Genomic DNA, 20,575 nt, shown 5'->3' with positions numbered 1-20,575 from the left:
ATGGCCCGGGCCAACAATCGATCCACCGTCGCAGCACCGACTGCGCGGTTGAGCTGTGTGAGGAAAGTCTGAATGAGCCACGTGTTGGAAGATCTGGTCGACCTGCTGACCCTGGAACCTATCGAAGAGAACCTGTTTCGCGGTCGCAGCCAGGACCTGGGGTTTCGCCAGTTGTTCGGCGGCCAGGTGCTTGGCCAGTCACTGTCGGCGGCCAGCCAGACCGTGGAAGAGGCCCGTCATGTGCATTCGATGCACGGTTATTTCCTGCGTCCGGGCGATGCGGCCTTGCCGGTGGTCTACCAGGTGGACCGGGTGCGTGACGGCGGCAGTTTCAGCACCCGCCGGGTCACGGCGATCCAGAAGGGCAACCCGATTTTCACGTGCAGCGCTTCGTTTCAATACGACGAGCAGGGTTTTGAGCACCAGAACTCCATGCCCCAGGTGGTCGGGCCGGAGAACCTGCCTTCGGAGCTGGAACTGACCCAGCAGCGGGCGCACCTGCTGCCCGAGCACATGCGGGAAAAACTGCTGTGCCCCAAACCGATCGAGGTGCGCCCGGTCACCGAGAAAGATCCCTACAATCCGCAGCCGGCCGATCCGGTCAAGTACGTGTGGTTCCGGGCCGATGGTGCCCTGGCGGACTCACCGGCCCTGCATAAATACCTGTTGGCCTACGCCTCGGATTTCGGTCTGCTGACCACCTCGATGTTGCCCCACGGCAAATCGGTTTGGCAAAAGGACATGCAGGTCGCCAGCCTCGACCACGCCTTGTGGTTCCACGCCGACCTGCGCGCCGACGACTGGTTGCTCTATGCGATGGACAGCCCGTGGGCCGGCAACTCCCGTGGGTTCTCTCGTGGCAGCGTGTTCAATCGCGCCGGACAACTGGTGGCGTCGGTGACCCAGGAAGGCCTGATTCGCCACCGCAAGGACTGGGCATGAGTCTGGCCGATGTGCGGCACTGGGTGTTCGACATGGACGGTACGCTGACCATCGCCGTGCATGATTTTGCGGCGATTCGCGTGGCCCTGGCGATCCCGGCCGAAGACGACATTCTGACCCACCTGGCGGCATTGCCGGCCGACGAAGCCGCAGCCAAGCATGCCTGGTTGCTGGAACACGAGCGGGACCTGGCGCTGGGCTCCCGGCCTGCGCCGGGAGCGGTCGAGCTGGTACGCGAGCTGGCGCAGCGGGGTTACCGCCTGGGGATCCTGACGCGCAACGCTCGCGAACTGGCCCACGTGACCCTGCAAGCTATCGGTCTGGCGGACTGTTTCGCAGTGGAAGATGTGCTGGGCCGCGACGAAGCGCCGCCCAAGCCCCATCCCGGCGGCCTGTTGAAACTGGCCGAGGCCTGGAGTGTGGCGCCCGAGGCGATGGTGATGGTGGGTGACTACCGTTTCGACCTGGACTGCGGCCGTGCGGCGGGTGCGCGGACGGTGCTGGTGAACCTGCCGGACAATCCTTGGCCGGAGCTGGCGGACTGGCATGCGCGTGATTGCGGGGAGTTGCGGCGGATGCTGTCGGCTTGAAAGAGGGGTTGGCTGATAGATAGCTATCGCGAGCAGGCTCGCTCCCACAGTAGATCTGCGGTGGACCCACTTTTGATCGACACCGATCCCCTTGTGGGAGCGAGCCTGCTCGCGATGAGGCCCTGTCTACTCCTACAGAACTCACTGACCAAACAGCGCCTTCTGCCCCTCAGCCGAATTGAACATCCCATCCCCGTTATGCCCCACCCCCGGCACTTCGATCAGCCGCTGGTTCAGCCCCTCGGGATGACGCCGGGTCAGGTAGTCGAAAAAGAACTGCCCGCGCAGTAACCGATACGGCCCTTGGGTCTGCGCTTCACAGCCTTTATCCAGCGCAGGGTGCTCAGGGTCGATGTCCTGTTGCCCAAGCAGATAAACGATGTCGCGTTTGATGTAGTTGTCTTCCAGTTGAGCGGGGGGTTGCCCGGCGGCATAGGCGGGCAGGTTCTGCAGGCCGTACTTCCAATGGTTGAAGCCGGGACAACCGGCCGGGTCGAAGGCCATGGGGCGCTGCGCATCGAAATAGGCATAGGAGGACGGGTTGGCGATGACGAATCTGGGGGCGATCCGGGTTTGACCGCGAGCGAGCAAGGCGTAGCGCTGCGCGACCTGCGCGCCGCCGGAATGGCCCGCGATGACGATCTCTTTCACCTCGGGAAATTGCTGCCGGTCACTGACCCGGGCGACGATGTCGTCGATGACCTGAAAGGAACTGACCGCCTTGGGCCCCGTGGATAAGCCGCCGGCCATCCAGTCGTTGCCTTGCCAGCGCAACAGGTCATTGGGCAACTGATGGCGGGCAACGTCATGTTCGTTGAGAAACTGCGGGGCGATGATCAGGGTCGTGGTCAGTTGACCGGCGTGTGCGGCGGCCTTTTCGGCGCTGTGCAGATAGGTCTGGGCGTTGCGCAGCCGGCCATGGAGGATGATCAACACGCGCTGGATAGACGCCGGGGGTGGACTCACGCCGACGACCATGGCGCCGCCCTTGAGCTGCAGTCGCCCTTGAGCGACCACGCCCACGCCCTGTTCGTCTGCCTGGGTAAAAGTGCAGCACAGCAGCAGGCTGAGGAGGGCGCCCCACTTCATTACAGATTTTTTGCCGCGAAGGTGTCGCATTGGCTGACCTGACCCTGGGCAAACCCTGTCTTGAACCAGCGAACCCGTTGCGCCGAGGTGCCGTGGGTAAAGGAGTCCGGCACTACCCGGCCCTGGCCCTGCTGCTGAAGGCGGTCATCACCGATGGCGTTGGCGGCGGTCAAGGCCTCTTCAATGTCCCCCGGCTCCAGCCAGTTCAGGCGCTTCTGTGCATGGTTGGCCCAGACGCCCGCCAGGCAGTCGGCCTGTAATTCCTGACGGACCAGCAGACCACCATCGCCTTCCATCTGGCGGCCCTGACGGCGAGCCTCCTGGATTTTTGCCGACACCCCGAGCAGGGTCTGGACGTGATGCCCGACCTCATGGGCGATGACGTAGGCCTGGGCGAAATCCCCAGCGGCGGAGAACCGTTGGGACATTTCCTGGAAGAAACTCATGTCCAGGTAGACCTGTTTATCGGCCGGGCAATAGAACGGGCCGGTGGCTGATGAAGCGAGGCCGCAGGCCGAGTTGACCCGACCGCTGAACAGCACCAGTTTGGGTTGCTGGTACTGGCGCCCGGCCTGCTGGAAGACCTGGCCCCAGGTGTCTTCGGTATCACCCAGGATTGAGCGCACGAACTCGGCCTGTTCATCGTTCGCGGGCGGCGCCTGCCGGGTTTGGGAGGAGGCGGGGGCCGAGGTCTGGTCCATCTGCCCGGCCAGTTGCCCGAGAATCTGCATGGGGTCCTGGCCGGTGATCCAGCCGATACCGACGATCAGGACAATGGCCGTCAGGCTCAGCCCCTTGCCGCCACCGAAACGCATCCCACCACCGCCGCCACCGTCACCGCGGGCGTCCACCACGTTGTCACTGCGGCGACCTTTTTTCCATAACATGTGGGAAATCCTCTGATTGACCGTGTGAAGAGTGTTGCCGCTGAGTGGGGTTGCCGCCAGTTCACGGACAGACATTCGCAGTGAGTCTAGCGTTTGAAGGCGCAGGCTGTACGCCTGAGCTCTCAGGCAATCGCCACGGGTTTTGGTTCATCCGTCAACAATGAATGTCGGGTTCCAGAATTTGCATTACACTTCGCATATTTTGGAATCAGCCTCTCTCCTCTGGATTTTCCATGGCCGGCAGTCAAATCGAACGGGTTTTCAATGTGCTGGAAAGTCTCGCCAGCGATCCCCACGGCTGGGCTCTGCAAGGGTTGGCCGAACAATTACAGATTCCCAAGAGCGCCACGCACCGCCTGCTTGCTGAACTGACGCGCCTGGGTTACGTGCGCCAGAATCCCGAGAACCTGCGTTATCACTTGTCGACCCGCCTGGTCGCCCTGGGCTTTCGCTACCTGTCGCGCAGTGGTGCCGACATCGTGCAGCCGGTGCTCGATCGTCTGGCTCGGGAAAGCGGTGAACTGGTACGCCTGGGTGTGATCGAGGGTGATCGCCAGACCTGGATTGCCAAGTCCCAGGGCGCTCGCTCCGGGTTGCGCTACGACCCTGACATGGGCCGCGAGACGCCATTGGTCTATACCGCGTCGGGCCATGCCTGGCTGGCGTGCATGAGCGATGCCGAGGCGCTGTCGCTGGTGGACCGCCAGGCCCTGAAAATGCCGGCGGACGTGGGCCCCAACGCGCCGCGTGACAGCGTTGAACTGCTTCAATACCTGCGTCAGGCCCGGGAGCAGGGCTATGCCTGTGTCGAGGAAAGTTCGGCGGTCGGCACCTCAGCCATTGCGGCCGTGGTGCGTCATCCGCTGGATGGCCGGGTCTTGGGCGTGCTCAGCATCGCCGGACCCACCGCCCGGATGACGCGATCGAGGCTGCATGAGCTGGCGCCGACCTTGCTTGCGTTTACCGAGGAGTTGTCACACGCCAGCCAGGCATCGGAGTTGTTCAGCTGAATCGCCGTCGCAGACATCGGCTCCCTACATCAAGCAACACAGGATTCCTACATGACCGTCAGCACTCCGCTTTCCGGCGTCAATCAGGCCTTCAAGGGCATCCTGTTGATACTCTGCGCGACGTTCCTGTTCTCCAGCCATGACGCCTTGTCCAAATACCTTTCAGGGTTCTATCCGATCATCATGGTGGTGTGGGCGCGTTATGTCGTGCACACGCTGTTGATGGCCGGGATTTTCCTGCCGCGTTCGGGGCTGCGGGTGCTGCGTACCAAGCGTCCGTTATGGCAGTTGGCGCGTGCGTTGTGTCTGTTGGGCACCAGCCTGTTCTTCACCACGGCGCTGCTATACATCCCTTTGGCGGAAGCGACCGCGGTCAACTTCCTGGCGCCCGTGCTGGTCACTGCATTGTCGGTGCCTTTGCTGGGCGAACACGTGACGCGCGGCCAATGGGTCGCGGTGATCTTCGGCTTTATCGGGGTGTTGATCATTGTCCATCCGGGCGGTGACCTGTTTACGCCAGCGGTGTTATTGCCGTTCTGTTCGGCGCTGTTTTTCTGTTTCTATCAGCTGCTCACTCGCAAGCTCAGTGAGATTGACAGCCCGACCACCAGCAACTTCTTCGCCGGCTTGTGCAATACGTTGGTGATGAGCGCCCTGGTGCCGTTCTTCTGGCAGGTGCCAAGCCTGGTGCATGGGGCAATGATGCTTGCGTTGGGAGCGTGTGGGATGACGGCGCACCTGATGCTGACCCAGGCCTTCCGCTTCGCCGCCCCGGCGCTGCTGGCACCGTTCGGGTATTGCCAGATCGTATTTGCCGGCCTGTTGGGTTGGTTGCTGTTCAGCCATACGCCAACGTTGACCACGGTGTTCGGCATTGTGCTGATCTGCCTCAGCGGGCTGGCGGCGGCGTGGCAACAGCGGCGGAGCTAACGCGCACCGTGGTGGGATCGATTGTGGGAGCAAGGCTTGCCCGCGATGAAGACGATACGGTCCTGAGTGAACCGAGGTGCCTGCATCGCGGGCAAGCCGTGCTCCCACATGGGGATGAATCCCGGGCTGACTGGTATCAGCTTTCCAGCGTCGGCACCTTGCGCGGTGCCATGAAGTACAACCAGATCAGGGCAATGAAGTACATCGCCGGGATCAGGGTGAACAGTACGGTGTAGTTGTTGTGGGTCACCGTGAGGATGTGGCCCACCAACTGGGTCATGAACATCCCGCCGACGGCGGCGCACATGCCGCCAAAGCCGAACACCGTGCTCATCATGTGCTTGGGCGTGTAGTCCATCACCAGGCTCCAGATGTTGGCGGTCCAGGCCTGGTGCGCGCCGATGGCCAGGGAGATGGCAAACACCGCCATCCACAGGCTGCTGGAACCGGCGGCCAGGATCACGCCGATGATGCAGCAGGCGAACAGCAACATGGAAATCAGCCGCGCCTTGATCGGGTTCAGGCCGCGGCCGATCAGGAATGAGGACAGAATCCCGCCGCCCACGCTGCCGAAATCGGCGGTGAGGTAAATGATGATCAGCGGGATGCCCATCTGGGTCACGTTGATGCCCAGGTTGTATTGCTGGTTCAGGAACGGCGGCAACCAGTAGAGGTAGAACCAGAACACCGGTGCGGTGATCGAGTAGGCCAGGGCGAACGCCCAGGTGCCGCGCATGCGCAGGATACGGGAGAAGGGCACGCGGACCTGATCGGGTTCGTCCTGGGCCTGGATGTAGTCCAGTTCCGCCTGTTTGACGCTGGGATGATCCTCCGGGTTGAAGTATTTCAGGCCCCAGAACACCAGCCAGATTCCGCCCAGCGCGGCCATGCACAGGAACGCAGCCTGCCAGCCCCACACCTGCAGGACCAGCGGCAGCAGCATTGGCGTGAACATCGCGCCAACGTTGGTCCCGGCGTTGAAAATACCGGTCGCCACGGCCCGTTCACCGGCCGGGAACCATAGCCGTGTGGTCTTCACGCAGGCCGGGTAGTTGGCAGCTTCGGTCAAGCCCAGGATGAATCGGCAGACCATGAAGCCCACCGCCGACGTGGCCAGGCCATGGGCGCCGGTCGCCAGGCTCCAGAGCAGTACGGCGCAGAAGAACACACGCTTGACGCCGATCCGGTCGATCAGTCGGCCTTGCAGCACGAAACCGATGGCATAACCAACCTGGAACCAGAAGTTGATGTTGGCGTAATCCATCGCCGTCCAGCTCATTTCCTTGGCGAGAATGGGCTGCATCACGCCCAGTGCGGCGCGGTCGATGTAGTTCAGGGTGGTGGCGAAAAACACCAGGGCGAGCATGCCCCAACGGGTTTTGCCCACGGCCAGGGCGCCGCGGATCTTGTCACCGACGCCAGCGGTGGTGGCACCAAGGACGGGGGGCAGGCGGGAGCTTTGGGAAGGAATCATAGCGTGTACCCGTTTTTGAAATTCTTATGGTGTGGTCTGGGTCTGTTCAAAGGTGCCGACGATCAGGGCGGCCTCAATGAGGGGCCGATGGTGCGCAGTGAGCAAAAAACCGTCAATTCGCTGATCGGGCATTGTGTTCGATAATCGCCCAAAAAACTAACCGGATGGTACATATTAAATTGCTGAAACAAACCTCCAGCTCAATAATCGGCTCACTCTTTCAAAAGCGGCACACCTGTGTGTAGCCGATGCCTGTCCCGGGAGCCGAAGTCATGCAGCGTTCCATTGCCACCGTGTCCTTGAGCGGTACCCTGCCGGAGAAACTTGAAGCCATTGCCGCCGCCGGTTTCGACGGCGTGGAGATCTTCGAGAACGACCTTCTCTATCACGATGGCAGCCCTCGGGAAATCAGGCAGATGTGCGCCGACCTGGGCATCGCCATCACGCTTTTCCAACCGTTTCGGGATTTTGAAGGTTGCCGTCGCGAACGCCTTGCGCGCAATCTGGAGCGGGCCGAGCGCAAGTTCGACCTGATGCAGGAGCTGGGCACCGACCTGGTGCTGGTGTGCAGTAATGCCTCGGCCGACAGCCTGGGTGATGAGCAGATTTTGGTGGATGACCTGCGATTGCTGGCCGAACGAGCCGGGGCGCGAGGCTTGCGCATCGGTTACGAGGCGCTGGCCTGGGGCCGGCACGTCAATACTTATCAACAGGTCTGGAACATCGTGCGTCAGGCCGACCACCCCAATCTGGGGGTGTTGCTCGACAGCTTCCATACCTTGTCCCTCAAGGGCGATCCGAGTGCGATTGCCCAGATCCCCGGTGACAAGATTTTCTTCGTGCAAATGGCCGATGCGCCGATCCTGGCGATGGATGTCCTGGAATGGAGCCGGCATTTCCGTTGCTTCCCGGGCCAGGGCGAGTTCGATCTGCCGGGCTTCCTGGCACCGATCATCAAGAGTGGCTACACCGGGCCATTGTCGCTGGAGATTTTCAACGACGGTTTCCGCGCCGCGCCACCACGGGCCAATGCCGCCGACGGCCTGCGTTCGTTGCTGTACCTGGAGGAGAAGACCCGCCAGCGGCTGGCCGAAGAGGCCGAACCGGCAAGCCATGCTGACATCCTGTTCGCCACACCACCGGCCAGCGAATACAACGGTATCGAATTCCTTGAGTTTGCCGTGGACGACAGTCTTGGCGCGAAGCTGTCCCATTGGCTGGAACGGTTGGGGTTCGTCAAGGCCGGCCAGCATCGCTCCAAGAACGTGAGCCTGCTGCGCCAGGGCGACATCAACCTGATCCTCAATTGCGAACCCTATTCGTTTGCCCACAGCTTTTTCGAAGCTCACGGGCCATCGCTGTGCGCCACCGCCGTGCGGGTCAAAAACAGCGCCAGCGCCCTGGAGCGGGCCGTGGCCTACAAGGGCCAGCCTTATCGCGGCCTGGTGGGGCCCAACGAGTTGGAGTTGGCGGCGGTGCGTGCACCGGACGGCAGCCTGATTTACCTGGTGGATCAGGACGCCGACGTCTACGGCACCGATTTCAACCTGCAACCGGGCGCTGTCATCGGTGCCGGACTCAAGCGCATCGACCACATGGCGATGGCGCTGCCGGCCGATAGCCTCGACAGCTGGGTGCTGTTCTACAAGAGCCTGCTGGATTTCGAAGCCGACGACGAAGTGGTGCTGCCCGATCCGTATGGCCTGGTAAAGAGTCGCGCCCTGCGTAGCCGTTGCAGTTCGATCCGCTTACCGCTCAATATTTCCGAGAACCGTAACACCGCGATCTCCCATGCGCTGTCCAGTTATCGCGGCTCCGGCGTGCACCACATCGCCTTCGACTGCGATGACATCTTTGCCCAGGTCAGCCGCGCCAAAGAGGCCGGCGTGCCGCTGCTGGACATTCCGCTCAACTATTACGATGACCTCGCGGCGCGTTTCGATTTCGATGATGAGTTTCTCAGCGAGCTGGCTTATTTCAACGTGTTGTACGACCGAGATGCCCAGGGCGGTGAATTGTTTCACGTCTACACCGAGCCGTTCGAAGGGCGCTTCTTCTTTGAAATCATCCAGCGCAAGAACGGTTATGCCGGCTACGGCGCCGCCAATGTCGCGGTAAGGCTGGCAGCCATGGCCAAGTCCCGCAGCGGTGGCTTGCGGCACGCCAAGTTGTAGGCAAATCGTAAACGCGGCGGTAAAGGGCAACCCCGTGGCTTGGCTTGACTGCGCGGTGCGGCCCATAATCGCCAACCTGTGCAGTGATGGCCGTGAGCCCCGCAATGACTACGAATTCAGAGCTTTCCGCAGACCTCGACGAACCTGTCGTCGAGCCGCGCAAGAGTCGCAAGAACAACCCGGAGAAAACCCGGGAAAACATTCTTCAGGAAGCCATCGTCGAGTTCGTCCAGCAGGGCCTGTCCGGCGCTCGGGTCGACGCCATTGCTGAGCGCATCCACACCTCCAAGCGCATGATCTACTACTACTTCGGCAGCAAGGAGCAGTTGTACGTCGAGGTGCTGGAAAAACTCTACGGCGATATCCGCAACACTGAGAGCCGCCTGCACTTGGCGGAACTGGCCCCGGTCGATGCGATCCGGCGCCTGGTGGAATTCACCTTCGACCACCATGACCGCAATGTGGATTTCGTGCGCATCGTCTGCATCGAAAACATTCACAACGCCGAGTACGTCAAGCAATCGGGCGCCATCAAGGCAATGACCAATACCATCCTTGATTCCTTGGGCGTGATCCTGCGCCGAGGTGCCGAAGAGGGGGTGTTCCGCGCCGGCCTGGAACCGCTGGATGTGCATCTGCTGATCAGTTCGTTCTGCTTTTACCGCGTGTCCAACCGCCACACATTCGGTGAGATTTTTCAGATCGATTTGCCGGACGAAGCGATCAAGCAGCGTCATCGCCAGATGATTTGTGAGTCGGTGTTGCGGTATCTGCAGGCCTGACCTTGAAACCTTTGTGGGAGCGAGCCTGCTCGCGATAGCGGTATGTCAGTCACATCAACACTGACTGATTCACCGCTATCGCGAGCAGGCTCGCTCCCACAAGGGTGGTTTCAGTGATTCATGCTCTGGAAATGCTCCAGCATCCGCTGCGCATCCGGCGCTACGCCGCTGAACAGCTCGAACGCCTTCACCGCCTGGAACACGGCCATGTTGCCGCCATCCAGCGTGCGGCAACCCAGAGCGCGGGCGTTGCGCAGCAGTTCGGTTTCCAGGGGGAAGTAGACAATTTCCGCGACCCACAATTGGCCCCGCAGCAGCTCCACCGGCACCGGCATGCCCGGCAGTTTCGCCATGCCCATGGGCGTGGTATTCACCAGGCCGTCCGCCTCGGCCATCGCCGTAGGCAAATCATGTCCGGCCCGGGCGCGGCCAGGACCGAAGTGTTGATTCAGGTTGTTTGCCAGTGCTTCGGCACGGCTGACTTCAACATCAAAAATGCTCAGCGTCTGTATGCCTTCTGCCAACAGCGCGTGGGCCACCGCCGCGCCTGCGCCGCCGGCACCCATCTGGACCACGTGCTTGCGAGCCACTTCACCCAGGCCGCGGCGAAACCCTTCTGCGAACCCCAGGCAGTCGGTGTTGTGGCCGATGCGTTTGCCCTCCTTGAACACCACGGTATTCACCGCGCCAATGCCCCTGGCCTCGGGCGACAGCTCGTCGAGCAACGGGATGATCGCCTGTTTGCAGGGAAAGGTGATGTTCAGGCCGGTGAAGTTCATGCGCTCGGCGGCCTTGAGCAAATCGGGCAGGGCGCCGCTGTCGAGTTCCAGGGCGTCCAGGTCGATCAGTCGATAGAGGTAACGCATGCCCTGGGCATCGCCCTCGCGCTCATGGAGCGCAGGGGTGCGCGACGCCTGGATGCCCGCACCAATCAGGCCGGCAAGCACGGTGATATTCGACATGCTCATCAACCCTTCAACCGCTGACTGAAATGCTCCAGCGCCAGGCGATAACCATGGCTGCCAAACCCGCACATCACACCGATGGCGACCGATGAAACAAAGGAGTGATGACGGAACGTTTCGCGGGCGTGAACGTTGGACAGGTGCACCTCGATCACCGGGACTTCGCTGGCGACCAGCGCATCACGGATCGCTACCGAGGTGTGGGTCCAGGCTGCCGGGTTGATGACGATGCCGGCACACCGACCGCGGGCGCCATGCACCCAGTCGAGCAATTCGCCTTCCTGATTGGTCTGGCGAAACTCCACCGCCAGGCCGAATTCTTCAGCGGCGCGGCCGCACAGTGCGGAGATGTCCGCCAGGGTTTCGTGGCCATAAGTCGCCGGCTCGCGGGTGCCGAGCAGGTTCAGGTTCGGGCCGTTGAGCACCAGAACGATCGGAGGCATCGCAATTTCTCCACAATTTTTATTGTTGATGTCGGCGGATTTCAGCCGGTGGAGATAAATTGTACTAGATGGTTAATTTGGTCAAACAAAGCCGATGGCATCGGGCAATAAGTGTTCGATGATCGAACATGATCTTGGTCGGGAGGTGAGGGAGGGCAATGGTGGCGAGGGGATTTATCTGTGGGAGCAAGGCTTGCCCGCGATACAGGCGGCTCAAATTCTGAACGACCGCATTGCCTGTATCGCGGGCAAGCCTTGCTCCCACATAGCTTTGCCCTGTCCAGCCCCGCAGCGTTTAGCGCCGCGTCAACAACACCCCGGATTCCATGTGATGGGTCCAGGGGAATTGATCGAACATCGCGCAGCGCATGATGCGGTGGGTGTCGTGCAGTTGCGCGATGTTGGCGGCGAGGGTTTCCGGGTTGCACGAGATGTAGAGGATGTTCTCGAAACGCCGGGTCAGTTCGCAGGTGTCCGGGTCCATGCCGGCGCGGGGCGGGTCGACGAAGACACTGCCGAATGCGTAGCTCTTGAGGTCGATGCCGTGCAAGCGACGGAACGGGCGGACTTCGTTCAAGGCTTCGGTCAGTTCTTCAGCGGACAGGCGCACCAGAGTCCCGTTATCCACAGCGTTTTCGCTGAGGTTGCTCAGCGCGGCGTTCACCGACGTCTTGCTGATTTCGGTCGCCAGCACTTTGCGCACGCGGGTGGCCAAAGGCAGGGTGAAGTTGCCGTTGCCGCAGTACAACTCCAGCAGATCGTCGCTGCGATCGCCCAAGGCCTCGTAGGCCCAGTTGAGCATCTTCTGGTTCACGGTGCCGTTGGGCTGGGTGAAGGCGCCTTCAGGTTGGCGATAGCTGAAAGTGCGGCCACCGACGTCGAGTTTCTCCACCACGTAATCATGGCCGATCACTTCCCGTTTGCCTTTGGAGCGACCGATGATGCTCACACCGAGGTCGCTCGCCAGTTTCGTGGCCGCTGCGTGCCAGTGCTCATCCAGCGGGCGGTGGTAACACAGGGTGATCATCGCATCGCCGGCCAGGGTGGTCAGGAACTCCACCTGGAACAGCTTGTGACTCAGCGGCGCGCTGGCTTGCCAGGCCGCCTTGAGTTGCGGCATCAACTGGTTGATGCGCAGGCTGGCGATGGGAAACTGCTCGATGAGGATCGGCGTGCGCTTGTCGTCCTGGGAGAACATCGCGTAATGCCGTTCGCCGGCCTCGCGCCACAGGCGGAATTCGGCCCGCAGGCGGAAGTGCTCCAGCGGTGAATCGAACACCGCTGGCTCCGGCGCATCGAACGGGGCCAGCAGGTCACGCAAGCGGCTGACCTTGTCCTGGAGCTGAGTGGCGTAGGCCTGGGAATCAAAAGTCATGCGTTGAACCAACCCAACTTGATCACGAACAGAATCGACAGGATGACCAGCGCCGGGTTCAGCTCACGGCCACGGCCAGACACCAGTTTGATGGCGGTCCAGGCGATGAAGCCGAAGGCAATGCCGTTGGCGATGGAATAGGTGAACGGCATCGCCAGCGCGGTAATCACCACGGGAGCGGCCACGGTGATGTCGTCCCAGTCGATTTCCGCCAGGCCTGAGGTCATCAGCACGGCGACGAACAACAGCGCCGGTGCGGTGGCGAAGGCCGGGACACTGGAGGCCAGTGGCGAGAAGAACAGCGCCAGCAGAAACAGGATCGCCACGACGATGGCGGTCAGGCCGGTGCGGCCGCCGGCGCTGACGCCCGCCGCCGACTCGATGTAGCTGGTGGTGGTGGAGGTGCCCAGCAGCGAACCGGCCATGGCGGCGGTGCTGTCGGCGATCAGTGCCCGCCCCATCTTCGGCATGTGGCCGTCCTTGCCCATCAGTCCGGCGCGCTTGGCGACGCCGATCAGGGTTCCGGAATTGTCGAACAGGTCGACGAACAGGAAGGCGAAAATCACGCTCACCAGACCGATGTCCAGGGCGCCCTTGATGTCCAGTTGCAGGAAGGTCGGGGCCAGGGATGGCGGCATCGACATCACGCCGCCGAACGGGGTGAAGCCCATCAGGATCGAAACGACGGTGACCGCCAGGATGCCGATGAGCACTGCACCGCGCACTTTCAGCGCTTCGAGGGCGACGATCAGGACGAAGCCGAGGGTAGCGAGGATCGGCGCGGGTTGTTTCAAATCACCGAGGCCGACCATGGTTGCCGGGTTTTTCACCACGATGCCGGCGTTATTCAGGGCGATCAGCGCCAGGAACAGGCCGATACCGGCGGCGATGGCCGAGCGCAGGGGCAGCGGGATGCTGTTGATGATCCACTCGCGGATACGAAAGATCGACAGCAGGAAGAACAACACGGCGGAAATGAACACCGCACCCAGCGCCACCTGCCAGGTATGGCCCATGTGCAGGACCACGGTGTAGGTGAAAAACGCATTCAGGCCCATGCCCGGCGCGAGGGCGATCGGGTAGTTGGCGATCAGGCCCATGGTGGTGGAGCCGATGGCCGCCGCCAGGCAGGTGGCGACGAACAACGCACCTTTGTCCATGCCGGTTTCGCCGAGGATGCTCGGGTTGACGAACAGAATGTAGGCCATGGCCAGGAAGGTGGTGACGCCCGCCAGAATCTCGGTCCGCACGTTGGTGTTGTGTGCCTTGAGTTGAAACAGCCTTTCCAGCATGTCTGCTCCCCGTGGCGCGCCGGGCGCCGTGAATGTATCGACCTCAACAGCAAAGCACAGACCGCCAGGGGCGCTCGGGAATTTTCTGTGGGTCGGAAAAAGCCGCGCATCATACCAGCAGCGTGGCGCTGTGGCTGCGATCGTCGTCGATGTTTTGCCCAAGCGCCAAGTCGGCCATACTGCGCGCGGTCCGGGAGGTCTTTATGCATCGTATGAAAAAACACCTATTGGTCGCATGGGGGTGTGCGCTGGGCCTGGGGTTACCCGGGCAGGCCGTCAATGCCGCTTCGGCGCCGCCCCTGAGCGAGGTCAAGGTGCTCAAGGTCGAGTCGCCCGCCTGCGGTTTCGAGGACATCGCCCAAGGGCAAGAGCAGACCCGTTGCAATCACAGCGGCCCGAGTATCAAGGTCTATGTGCTGGAGGTGGGGTATGGCCGTCAGCCTCACGTCACGCTGGACGGTTTTGAAGTCGATGGCACCCGCTCGCCGGTCTGTGCGTTCAGCAATGGCAACCTGAATGATTGTTCCGTGCGGAGCAAAACGGTTGGCTATTTGTATGTCTTCGATCTGAAGGGCAAGCAGGAAGGCACCTTCAGCTTCAGCAACCAGTCGATCAACGCACCAGGCAACCGGATGTCGACCCAGCTGTACATCAAATGACCTTCCAGCCTGACAAGCCGCACGCGGCCCGGCAAACCTGACTAGGCTTCATAAACCACCCAGCGGAGAACACCGATGATGCCTGGAACCAAGATCCCCCGAGCCCTGATAGCCGTCGCCGAGGGTGTCGACGACTTGCAGACCGTTACGCTGATCGACGTGCTGCGTCGAGCTCAGGTCGAAGTGGTGGTGGCAAGTATCGAAGGGCGGCGGATGCTCACCTGTGCCCGCGGCACGCGCCTGACCGCCGACGGTATGCTGGTGGACTTGTTGGCACAGGACTTTGATCTGATCGTCCTGCCCGGCGGCATCATCGGCGCCCAACACCTGGCGGCCCATCAGCCACTGCGACAACTGATCAAGGACCAGGCCGCCACTGGACGTTTCTTCGCCGCCATCGCCGAAGCCCCGGCCCTTGCCTTGCAGGCGTTCGGCGTACTGCGCCAGCGCCGCATGACCTGCCTGCCCGCCGTGAGCCAGCAACTGTCCGGTTGCAATTTTGTCGATCAGCCGGTGGTGGTGGACGGCAACTGCATCACCGCCCAAGGCTCGGCTGCCGCGCTGGCGTTTGCCTTGACGCTGGTGGAACAGCTCTGTGGCAAGGGCATGAGGGGCGTGGTGGCGGCGGAGTTGCTGGCCTGACACTCTTCAAGCCACCGGCCTGTGGCGAGAAAGCTTGCTCCTCAACATCAATGCAAGCTAACCCACCGCTATCGCGAGCTGGCTCGCTCCCACAGGGATTTGTGGTGGAGGCAGCATCTATGAACACCCGAGAACCAATGTGGGAGCGAGCCTGCTCGCGATGGCGTCAGTACATTCAACATCAATGCAAGCCGACCCACTGAAGGCGCTGGCTTCCAACGTCGCTAACTTGCCTTGAACGCTCACCCCACCCCGAAGTCGTACCCCTTATGACGGCGGTTTGCGAAAACGCCGCGAGTGTACGACCAACCGTGAGGTGTTTATGAGCGCGACCCTGTCCGAAGCGACACCGGCGTCCTTCGTCCGCCATCCGATCCGCTTGACGCTCAATGGTCAGGCGCGCGAACTGCACGTGCTGCCCTGGACCACGCTGCTGGACCTGCTGCGTGAGCAACTGGATCTGGTGGGCAGCAAGAAAGGTTGCGACCACGGTCAATGTGGTGCCTGTACGGTGCTGCGCGATGGCAAGCGGATCAACGCCTGCCTGACCCTGGCGGTGATGTGCGACGGCGCTGAGCTGACCACCATCGAGGGGTTGGCCAACGGTGATCAGTTGCATCCCATGCAGCAGGCTTTCATCAAGCACGACGCCTTCCAGTGCGGTTACTGCACGCCTGGGCAGATCTGTTCCGCGGTGGGATTGGCCAATGAAGGCCGGGCACAGACTGGGGCGCAGATCAGCGAACTGATGAGCGGCAATCTCTGCCGGTGCGGCGCCTACAACAACATTCGTGACGCTATCGAAGAGGCATTGCCGCTCTGTCAGCAGGGAGGTGATCAATGAACCCTTTCCAATACAGCAAGCCCGACACCGTGCAGGCCGCCGTCGACTTGTCGAGCCCGGTTTCACGCTTCATTGCCGGTGGCACCAACCTGCTGGACCTGATGAAAGAAAACCTCACCCGCCCCGAGCACCTGATCGACATTACCGGGCTGCCCCTGGCGGACCTCAGCGAAACCCCTTCCGGTGGGGTGATGATCGGCGCGTTGGTGAGCAATGCCGATCTGGCTTGGCATCCCTGGATCCAGCGCCGCTATCCGCTGCTTTCCCAGGCAATCCTGGCGGGCGCCTCGCCGCAGTTGCGCAACATGGCCAGCACCGGCGGTAACCTCCTGCAACGCACCCGCTGTTATTACTTCTATGACGCCAACGTGCCGTGCAACAAGCGACGGCCAGGCAGCGGCTGTCCGGCTCGGGACGGCTTGAACCGTATGCACGCGATATTCGGCGCCAGTGATCAATGTGTCGCCACGCACCCTTCCGACATGTGCGTGGCACTGGCTGCCTTGGAGGCCGTGGTGCATGTTATCGGTCGGGGCGGGGCACGGACCATCGAGTTCGCTGACTTTCACCGTCTGCCCGGCGATGCCCCGGAACGGGACAACCAACTGGCCGATGATGAACTGATCACCGCCATTGAGTTGCCTGCCGCCGGTTTCGCTGAACACAGCCATTACTTGAAAATTCGGGACCGGGCTTCCTACGCCTTTGCGCTGGTTTCGGTAGCGGCGGCGCTCGAGCTGGACGGGCCGGTGATCCGCCAGGCGCGCCTGGCCCTCGGCGGCGTGGCCCACAAACCCTGGCGCGACCGGGCCGTGGAGAGCTGGCTGACCGGCCAGACCGTCAGCCGCGAAACCTTCACTGCTGCCGCTGACGCGCTGTTGCAAAACGCCGAGCCGCTGGAACATAACGGCTTCAAGGTCAGACTGGCGCGCCGGGCAGTGGTCCGCGCCTTGAGCGATGCCGCACTGGTGGGAGGACAAGCCTGATGAATGCTTCGAGCAAATCCATAGGGCAACCACTTGACCGGGTCGATGGCCTGCTCAAGGTCACCGGCCAGGCCCGATATGCCGGCGAATACCCCGAGGACGGTTTGCTGCACGGCAGCGTCGTCTCCAGCAGCATCGCCCGTGGCCGCGTGCTGCGCATCGATGCCACCCGAGCGTTGGCGTTGCCCGGGGTGGTCACGGTGATCGACCACACCAACCGCCCCAGGATCGCCAGCTACGACGAGCCTTACGAGGACGCCGATGCGGCAGAGGGTTCGCCGTTCCGACCGCTGTACAACGATCAGGTACTCTACAGCGGCCAGCCGTTGGCCTTGGTGGTCGCTGAAAACCTCGAGCTGGCCCGCTACGCCGGTTCGCTTATTGAAATCGAATATGAAGCCCGGGACCATCAGACCGATCTGGCAATCCTGCAAAACGAAGCCCATCCGGCGCCGGCAGAATTGCCCAAGCCCCGTGGGAATTTTCAGGGCGAGTACGCCAGTTCGGCCCTCAGTGTGGACGTGTCCTACAGCACACCGATCGAACACCACAACCCGATGGAGCCTCATGCCTCCACCGTGCTGTATCAGCCTGACGGCAGCCTGCACATCCACGACAAGACCCAAGGCACGCAAAACTGCCAGGCCTATGTGCAAAAGGTCTTCGGGCTTGAGAAAGAGCAGGTGCGAGTGTTTGCCGCCTATGTGGGCGGCGCCTTCGGTTCCGGGCTGCGGCCACAGTACCAACTGCCCCTGGCGGTGATGGCAGCGCTGACGCTCAAACGCTCGGTGCGGGTCAGTCTGACGCGCCAGCAGATGTTTACCTTTGGCTATCGACCACGGACCTTTCAGCGCCTGCAACTGGGGGCCGCGGCCAACGGGCGACTGTTGGCGGTGGCGCATACCGCCATCGGCCAGACCTCGCGCTTTGAAGATTTCACCGAGCATGTGGTGGAGTGGAGCGGCATGCTCTATCACTGCGACAACGTTGAATTGACCTACAAACTGGTGCCGTTGGACGTCTATACGCCGCTGGACATGCGCGCTCCCGGCGCTGCCCTGGGACTGATCGGCCTGGAGTGCGCCATGGATGAACTGGCCTGTGCCCTGGCGATCGATCCGGTTCAACTGCGGTTGCTCAACTATGCCGAGCGTAACGAGAACGAAGACAAGCCATATTCCAGCAAGGAGTTGCGTGAGTGCTATGCCCAAGGTGCCCGTCGTTTCGGCTGGGACAAGCGCAACCCGGAACCGCGCAGCATGCGTGAAGGTCGGCAGTTGGTCGGTTGGGGCATGGCGGGCGGTGTGTGGGAGGCCATGCAGCAGAAGGCCAGCGCTCGGGCCTCGCTGGATGCCAACGGTCAGTTGACCGTCAGCAGTGCCACCACTGACATCGGTACTGGCACCTACACAGTCATGACCCAGATCGCCGCCCAAGCGTCAGGCGTTTCCCTGGAAAACGTCACCTTTATCCTCGGTGATTCGTCGCTGCCGACTGCGCCGCTGCAGGGCGGCTCGTTCACCGTCTCGTCGGTGGGCACCGCTGTGCAGCAGGCCTGTGAAGCCCTGAAGGAAAAACTCCTGGCTGTGGCGCGGCAGAGCTGTCCGGCCTTTGCTGGCGCGACCCTTGAGCAAGTGACGTTTGCCGACGGTCAGCTACGGTTGGGCGAGGCCTGTGTCTCGTTGGCAGAGTTGGCGCAAAAAAGCGGCGAGACGCCCTTGCAGGTTCAGGTTACTGCCGAGCCGGAGGAAAAACGCCAAGCCTACGCTACGGCCACGCATTCGGCGGTGTTTGTCGAAGTGCTGGTGGATGAGGACTTGGGCACGGTGAAGGTCAATCGGGTGGTCAGCGCCATCGCCGCCGGACGGGTGATCAACCCGAAAACCGCGCGCAGCCAGATCCTCGGCGGCGTGGTCTGGGGCGTCGGCATGGCCTTGCACGAAGAAACCTTGACTGACCATGCGTTGGGCCGGCACATGAATCACAGCCTGGCGGAATACCATGTGCCGGTGAACGCCGACATCGGGGACATTGACGTGGTTTTTGTCGACGAGCACGACGAGATCGTCAATGCCCTCGGCTCCAAGGGCGTCGGTGAGATTGGCATCGTTGGTGTGGCGGCGGCCGTGGCCAATGCGATTTATCACGCCACCGGCAAACGTGTCCGGGACTTTCCCATCACGCTGGATAAATTGCTTTAGGTTTTCGCAGCGTCCACCGGTTCGTGCATCCGGTCACGGTTGGCCAGGGTCGGGAACAGTTTGATCCAGACCCCGGTCACCAGCAGTGTGCCGACACCGCCCATGACCACCGCCGGCACGGTGCCGAACCAGTGGGCGGTCAGGCCGGACTCGAACTCGCCCAACTGGTTCGAGGCACCGATGAACAGTCCGTTCACGGCGCTGACCCGGCCGCGCATTTCGTCTGGCGTTTCCAACTGCACGAAGGAGGCGCGGATCACCATGCTGATCATGTCCGCCGCGCCTAGCACCACCAGCACCGCCAGGGAAAACCAGAACGAAGTGGAGAGGCCGAAGGCAATGGTGGCGACGCCGAACACGCCCACGGCGGTGAACATCACCCGACCGACCTTGCGCTCCACGGCAAACCGCGCCAGCCATAGCGACATCAGCAAGGCCCCCACCGCCGGAGCCGAGCGCAGCAGGCCCAGGCCCCAGGGACCGGTAAGCAGAATATCCTTGGCGAACACCGGCAACAGCGCGGTCGCGCCGCCCAGCAGTACCGCGAACAGGTCCAGGGAAATCGCCCCGAGAATGTCCGGGCGGCTGCGGATGAAGCGAATCCCGGCCAGCAACGAATCCATGGTTGCCTTGCCTTTGTTCAGCGGCGTCTGGCGGGCGGGCAGGTTGAGCATCAGGCAGCAGGCGATGACGTAGAGCAACACGGTCGGCCCATAGACCCAGACGCTGCCGAAGGCATAGAGCAGACCGCCCAGTGCCGGGGCGACGATGGTCGCGGACTGCTGGGCCGACTGCGCGGCGGCCACGGCGCGGGGAAACAGCGCGGCCGGCACGATGCTCGGCAGCAGCGCTTGGGTGGTCGGCATCTCAAAGGAGCGGGCGGCGCCCAGCAGGAAGGCGAGGATGAAGATCATCTCCCGCGTGACGTTATCGGTGGCGCTGCCGATGACCAGCGCCAGGGCAATCATCGCCTGCAACGACTGGCAGATCGCCGCGACCTTGCGGCGATCATAGCGGTCGGCCACATGCCCGGTGTGCAGCATGAACAGCACACGCGGAGCAAACTCCACCAACCCTACAAGACCCAGGTCCAATACGTTGCCGGTCAGTTGATAGAGGTTCCAGCCGATGGCCACGGTGAGCATCTGGAAGCCACTGGCGGTGAAAATCCGGGCCAGCCAGAAGGCGATGAAGGGGCGGTGGTGGCGGAGCAGCAATGGCGCTTGGTTGGGCATCTATGACGGGTCCGGTGATGAGGGCATCGAGATTATCACCGAGTTGTAACTGGAG

General features: G+C 62.1%; 20 protein-coding genes. 12 read left to right on the top strand and 8 right to left on the bottom strand.

Going from position 1 to position 20,575, the window contains the following annotated elements; translation table 11 throughout:
* Positions 1-72 precede the first annotated feature (72 nt).
* Together tesB and CRX69_RS23860 are read left to right on the top strand one after the other, a co-directional pair.
* On the top strand, positions 73-942 hold the full coding sequence (tesB, locus tag CRX69_RS23865) for an acyl-CoA thioesterase II (RefSeq protein ID WP_047229556.1): 870 nt from the start codon (positions 73-75) through the stop codon (positions 940-942).
* A complete protein-coding gene (locus CRX69_RS23860) occupies positions 939-1,532 on the top strand; it encodes an HAD family hydrolase (RefSeq protein WP_047229557.1) in 594 nt (197 codons plus the stop codon). The genes tesB and CRX69_RS23860 overlap by 4 nt, the downstream gene beginning before the upstream one ends.
* A 141-nt stretch (positions 1,533-1,673) precedes the next feature.
* On the opposite strand, the gene CRX69_RS23855 is transcribed toward CRX69_RS23860, so the two are convergent.
* On the bottom strand, positions 1,674-2,621 hold the full coding sequence (locus CRX69_RS23855; RefSeq protein WP_107322971.1) for an alpha/beta hydrolase: 948 nt from the start codon (positions 2,619-2,621) through the stop codon (positions 1,674-1,676).
* A complete protein-coding gene (ypfJ, locus tag CRX69_RS23850; protein WP_047229559.1) occupies positions 2,621-3,508 on the bottom strand; it encodes a KPN_02809 family neutral zinc metallopeptidase in 888 nt (295 codons plus the stop codon). Before ypfJ ends, CRX69_RS23855 begins: the two co-directional genes overlap by 1 nt.
* 233 nt (positions 3,509-3,741) lie before the next feature.
* Between ypfJ and CRX69_RS23845 the strand changes: the two genes are divergently transcribed.
* Entirely contained in the window at positions 3,742-4,518 is a 777-nt protein-coding gene (locus tag CRX69_RS23845) for an IclR family transcriptional regulator (protein ID WP_047229560.1), read from the top strand.
* A gap of 51 nt (positions 4,519-4,569) precedes the next feature.
* The gene (locus tag CRX69_RS23840) at positions 4,570-5,448 is read left to right on the top strand and encodes a DMT family transporter (protein WP_107322970.1); all 879 of its coding nucleotides are present in this window, start codon (positions 4,570-4,572) and stop codon (positions 5,446-5,448) included.
* A 136-nt stretch (positions 5,449-5,584) separates the two neighbouring features.
* On the opposite strand, the gene CRX69_RS23835 is transcribed toward CRX69_RS23840, so the two are convergent.
* Complete coding sequence (locus CRX69_RS23835) at positions 5,585-6,922, bottom strand: MFS transporter (RefSeq protein WP_107322969.1); 1,338 nt, start codon at positions 6,920-6,922, stop codon at positions 5,585-5,587.
* A 3-nt stretch (positions 6,923-6,925) separates the two neighbouring features.
* Between CRX69_RS23835 and CRX69_RS27620 the strand changes: the two genes are divergently transcribed.
* The 3 genes from CRX69_RS27620 (at position 6,926) to CRX69_RS23825 (ending at position 9,878) form a co-directional block, all read left to right on the top strand.
* Positions 6,926-7,066, top strand: a complete 141-nt coding sequence (locus tag CRX69_RS27620) for a hypothetical protein (RefSeq protein WP_157952141.1) — start codon at positions 6,926-6,928, stop codon at positions 7,064-7,066.
* A gap of 128 nt (positions 7,067-7,194) precedes the next feature.
* On the top strand, positions 7,195-9,096 hold the full coding sequence (gene quiC, locus CRX69_RS23830) for a 3-dehydroshikimate dehydratase QuiC (RefSeq protein WP_107322968.1): 1,902 nt from the start codon (positions 7,195-7,197) through the stop codon (positions 9,094-9,096).
* Positions 9,097-9,200: 104 nt separating this feature from the next.
* Positions 9,201-9,878 carry a TetR/AcrR family transcriptional regulator gene (locus tag CRX69_RS23825; RefSeq protein WP_047229564.1) on the top strand — a complete coding sequence of 226 codons (678 nt, stop codon included), beginning with the start codon at positions 9,201-9,203 and terminating at the stop codon, positions 9,876-9,878.
* Between the two features lie 110 nt (positions 9,879-9,988).
* Here the strand turns inward: CRX69_RS23825 and CRX69_RS23820 are convergent, their stop codons facing one another.
* The 4 genes from CRX69_RS23820 to CRX69_RS23800 form a co-directional block, all read right to left on the bottom strand.
* Positions 9,989-10,840, bottom strand: coding sequence for a shikimate dehydrogenase (locus CRX69_RS23820; RefSeq protein WP_409936834.1), 852 nt, complete (start codon positions 10,838-10,840; stop codon positions 9,989-9,991).
* Positions 10,841-10,845: 5 nt separating this feature from the next.
* Entirely contained in the window at positions 10,846-11,286 is a 441-nt protein-coding gene (aroQ, locus tag CRX69_RS23815; protein WP_014340320.1) for a type II 3-dehydroquinate dehydratase, read from the bottom strand.
* A 295-nt stretch (positions 11,287-11,581) separates the two neighbouring features.
* Complete coding sequence (gene trmA / locus CRX69_RS23805) at positions 11,582-12,661, bottom strand: tRNA (uridine(54)-C5)-methyltransferase TrmA (protein WP_107322966.1); 1,080 nt, start codon at positions 12,659-12,661, stop codon at positions 11,582-11,584.
* The gene (locus CRX69_RS23800) at positions 12,658-13,953 is read right to left on the bottom strand and encodes an NCS2 family permease (protein WP_047229568.1); all 1,296 of its coding nucleotides are present in this window, start codon (positions 13,951-13,953) and stop codon (positions 12,658-12,660) included. Before CRX69_RS23800 ends, trmA begins: the two co-directional genes overlap by 4 nt.
* Before the next feature lie 203 nt (positions 13,954-14,156).
* Between CRX69_RS23800 and CRX69_RS23795 the strand changes: the two genes are divergently transcribed.
* The 5 genes from CRX69_RS23795 (at position 14,157) to CRX69_RS23775 (ending at position 19,285) form a co-directional block, all read left to right on the top strand.
* On the top strand, positions 14,157-14,612 hold the full coding sequence (locus CRX69_RS23795; protein ID WP_076386416.1) for a DUF4879 domain-containing protein: 456 nt from the start codon (positions 14,157-14,159) through the stop codon (positions 14,610-14,612).
* A gap of 75 nt (positions 14,613-14,687) precedes the next feature.
* Positions 14,688-15,254 (top strand): DJ-1 family glyoxalase III, encoded by a 567-nt coding sequence (locus tag CRX69_RS23790; RefSeq protein WP_107322965.1) that lies wholly within the window; start codon positions 14,688-14,690, stop codon positions 15,252-15,254.
* Positions 15,255-15,576: 322 nt separating this feature from the next.
* Complete coding sequence (locus CRX69_RS23785; protein WP_047229571.1) at positions 15,577-16,098, top strand: (2Fe-2S)-binding protein; 522 nt, start codon at positions 15,577-15,579, stop codon at positions 16,096-16,098.
* Positions 16,095-17,084: an FAD binding domain-containing protein gene (locus CRX69_RS23780; RefSeq protein ID WP_047229572.1), complete on the top strand. Its 990-nt coding sequence runs from the start codon at positions 16,095-16,097 to the stop codon at positions 17,082-17,084. The genes CRX69_RS23785 and CRX69_RS23780 overlap by 4 nt, the downstream gene beginning before the upstream one ends.
* A complete protein-coding gene (locus CRX69_RS23775; protein ID WP_107322964.1) occupies positions 17,084-19,285 on the top strand; it encodes a xanthine dehydrogenase family protein molybdopterin-binding subunit in 2,202 nt (733 codons plus the stop codon). Before CRX69_RS23780 ends, CRX69_RS23775 begins: the two co-directional genes overlap by 1 nt.
* On the opposite strand, the gene CRX69_RS23770 is transcribed toward CRX69_RS23775, so the two are convergent.
* Positions 19,282-20,520 carry an MFS transporter gene (locus CRX69_RS23770; RefSeq protein WP_107322963.1) on the bottom strand — a complete coding sequence of 413 codons (1,239 nt, stop codon included), beginning with the start codon at positions 20,518-20,520 and terminating at the stop codon, positions 19,282-19,284. The two genes, CRX69_RS23775 and CRX69_RS23770, sit on opposite strands and share 4 nt — an antisense overlap.
* Positions 20,521-20,575: the final 55 nt, after the last annotated feature.

It is taken from the genome of Pseudomonas rhizophila (genome assembly GCF_003033885.1).
Lineage (GTDB): Bacteria > Pseudomonadota > Gammaproteobacteria > Pseudomonadales > Pseudomonadaceae > Aquipseudomonas > Aquipseudomonas rhizophila.
Note: the sequence above shows the minus strand (reverse complement) of the source record. Positions and strands in the feature narration are given on the sequence as shown.

What these genes read in the sequence shown, in the direction of transcription:
- tesB (WP_047229556.1), top strand. Translation starts at nt 73, where the DNA reads ATGAGCCACGTGTTGGAAGATCTGGTCGACCTGCTGACCCTGGAACCT.
- CRX69_RS23800 (WP_047229568.1), bottom strand. Translation starts at nt 13,953, where the DNA reads ATGCTGGAAAGGCTGTTTCAACTCAAGGCACACAACACCAACGTGCGG.
- aroQ (WP_014340320.1), bottom strand. Translation starts at nt 11,286, where the DNA reads ATGCCTCCGATCGTTCTGGTGCTCAACGGCCCGAACCTGAACCTGCTC.
- CRX69_RS23860 (WP_047229557.1), top strand. Translation starts at nt 939, where the DNA reads ATGAGTCTGGCCGATGTGCGGCACTGGGTGTTCGACATGGACGGTACG.
- CRX69_RS23835 (WP_107322969.1), bottom strand. Translation starts at nt 6,922, where the DNA reads ATGATTCCTTCCCAAAGCTCCCGCCTGCCCCCCGTCCTTGGTGCCACC.
- CRX69_RS23845 (WP_047229560.1), top strand. Translation starts at nt 3,742, where the DNA reads ATGGCCGGCAGTCAAATCGAACGGGTTTTCAATGTGCTGGAAAGTCTC.
- CRX69_RS23795 (WP_076386416.1), top strand. Translation starts at nt 14,157, where the DNA reads ATGCATCGTATGAAAAAACACCTATTGGTCGCATGGGGGTGTGCGCTG.
- CRX69_RS23820 (WP_409936834.1), bottom strand. Translation starts at nt 10,840, where the DNA reads ATGTCGAATATCACCGTGCTTGCCGGCCTGATTGGTGCGGGCATCCAG.
- quiC (WP_107322968.1), top strand. Translation starts at nt 7,195, where the DNA reads ATGCAGCGTTCCATTGCCACCGTGTCCTTGAGCGGTACCCTGCCGGAG.
- CRX69_RS23840 (WP_107322970.1), top strand. Translation starts at nt 4,570, where the DNA reads ATGACCGTCAGCACTCCGCTTTCCGGCGTCAATCAGGCCTTCAAGGGC.
- CRX69_RS23825 (WP_047229564.1), top strand. Translation starts at nt 9,201, where the DNA reads ATGACTACGAATTCAGAGCTTTCCGCAGACCTCGACGAACCTGTCGTC.
- CRX69_RS23855 (WP_107322971.1), bottom strand. Translation starts at nt 2,621, where the DNA reads ATGAAGTGGGGCGCCCTCCTCAGCCTGCTGCTGTGCTGCACTTTTACC.
- CRX69_RS23775 (WP_107322964.1), top strand. Translation starts at nt 17,084, where the DNA reads ATGAATGCTTCGAGCAAATCCATAGGGCAACCACTTGACCGGGTCGAT.
- trmA (WP_107322966.1), bottom strand. Translation starts at nt 12,661, where the DNA reads ATGACTTTTGATTCCCAGGCCTACGCCACTCAGCTCCAGGACAAGGTC.
- CRX69_RS23770 (WP_107322963.1), bottom strand. Translation starts at nt 20,520, where the DNA reads ATGCCCAACCAAGCGCCATTGCTGCTCCGCCACCACCGCCCCTTCATC.
- ypfJ (WP_047229559.1), bottom strand. Translation starts at nt 3,508, where the DNA reads ATGTTATGGAAAAAAGGTCGCCGCAGTGACAACGTGGTGGACGCCCGC.
- CRX69_RS23785 (WP_047229571.1), top strand. Translation starts at nt 15,577, where the DNA reads ATGAGCGCGACCCTGTCCGAAGCGACACCGGCGTCCTTCGTCCGCCAT.
- CRX69_RS23790 (WP_107322965.1), top strand. Translation starts at nt 14,688, where the DNA reads ATGATGCCTGGAACCAAGATCCCCCGAGCCCTGATAGCCGTCGCCGAG.
- CRX69_RS23780 (WP_047229572.1), top strand. Translation starts at nt 16,095, where the DNA reads ATGAACCCTTTCCAATACAGCAAGCCCGACACCGTGCAGGCCGCCGTC.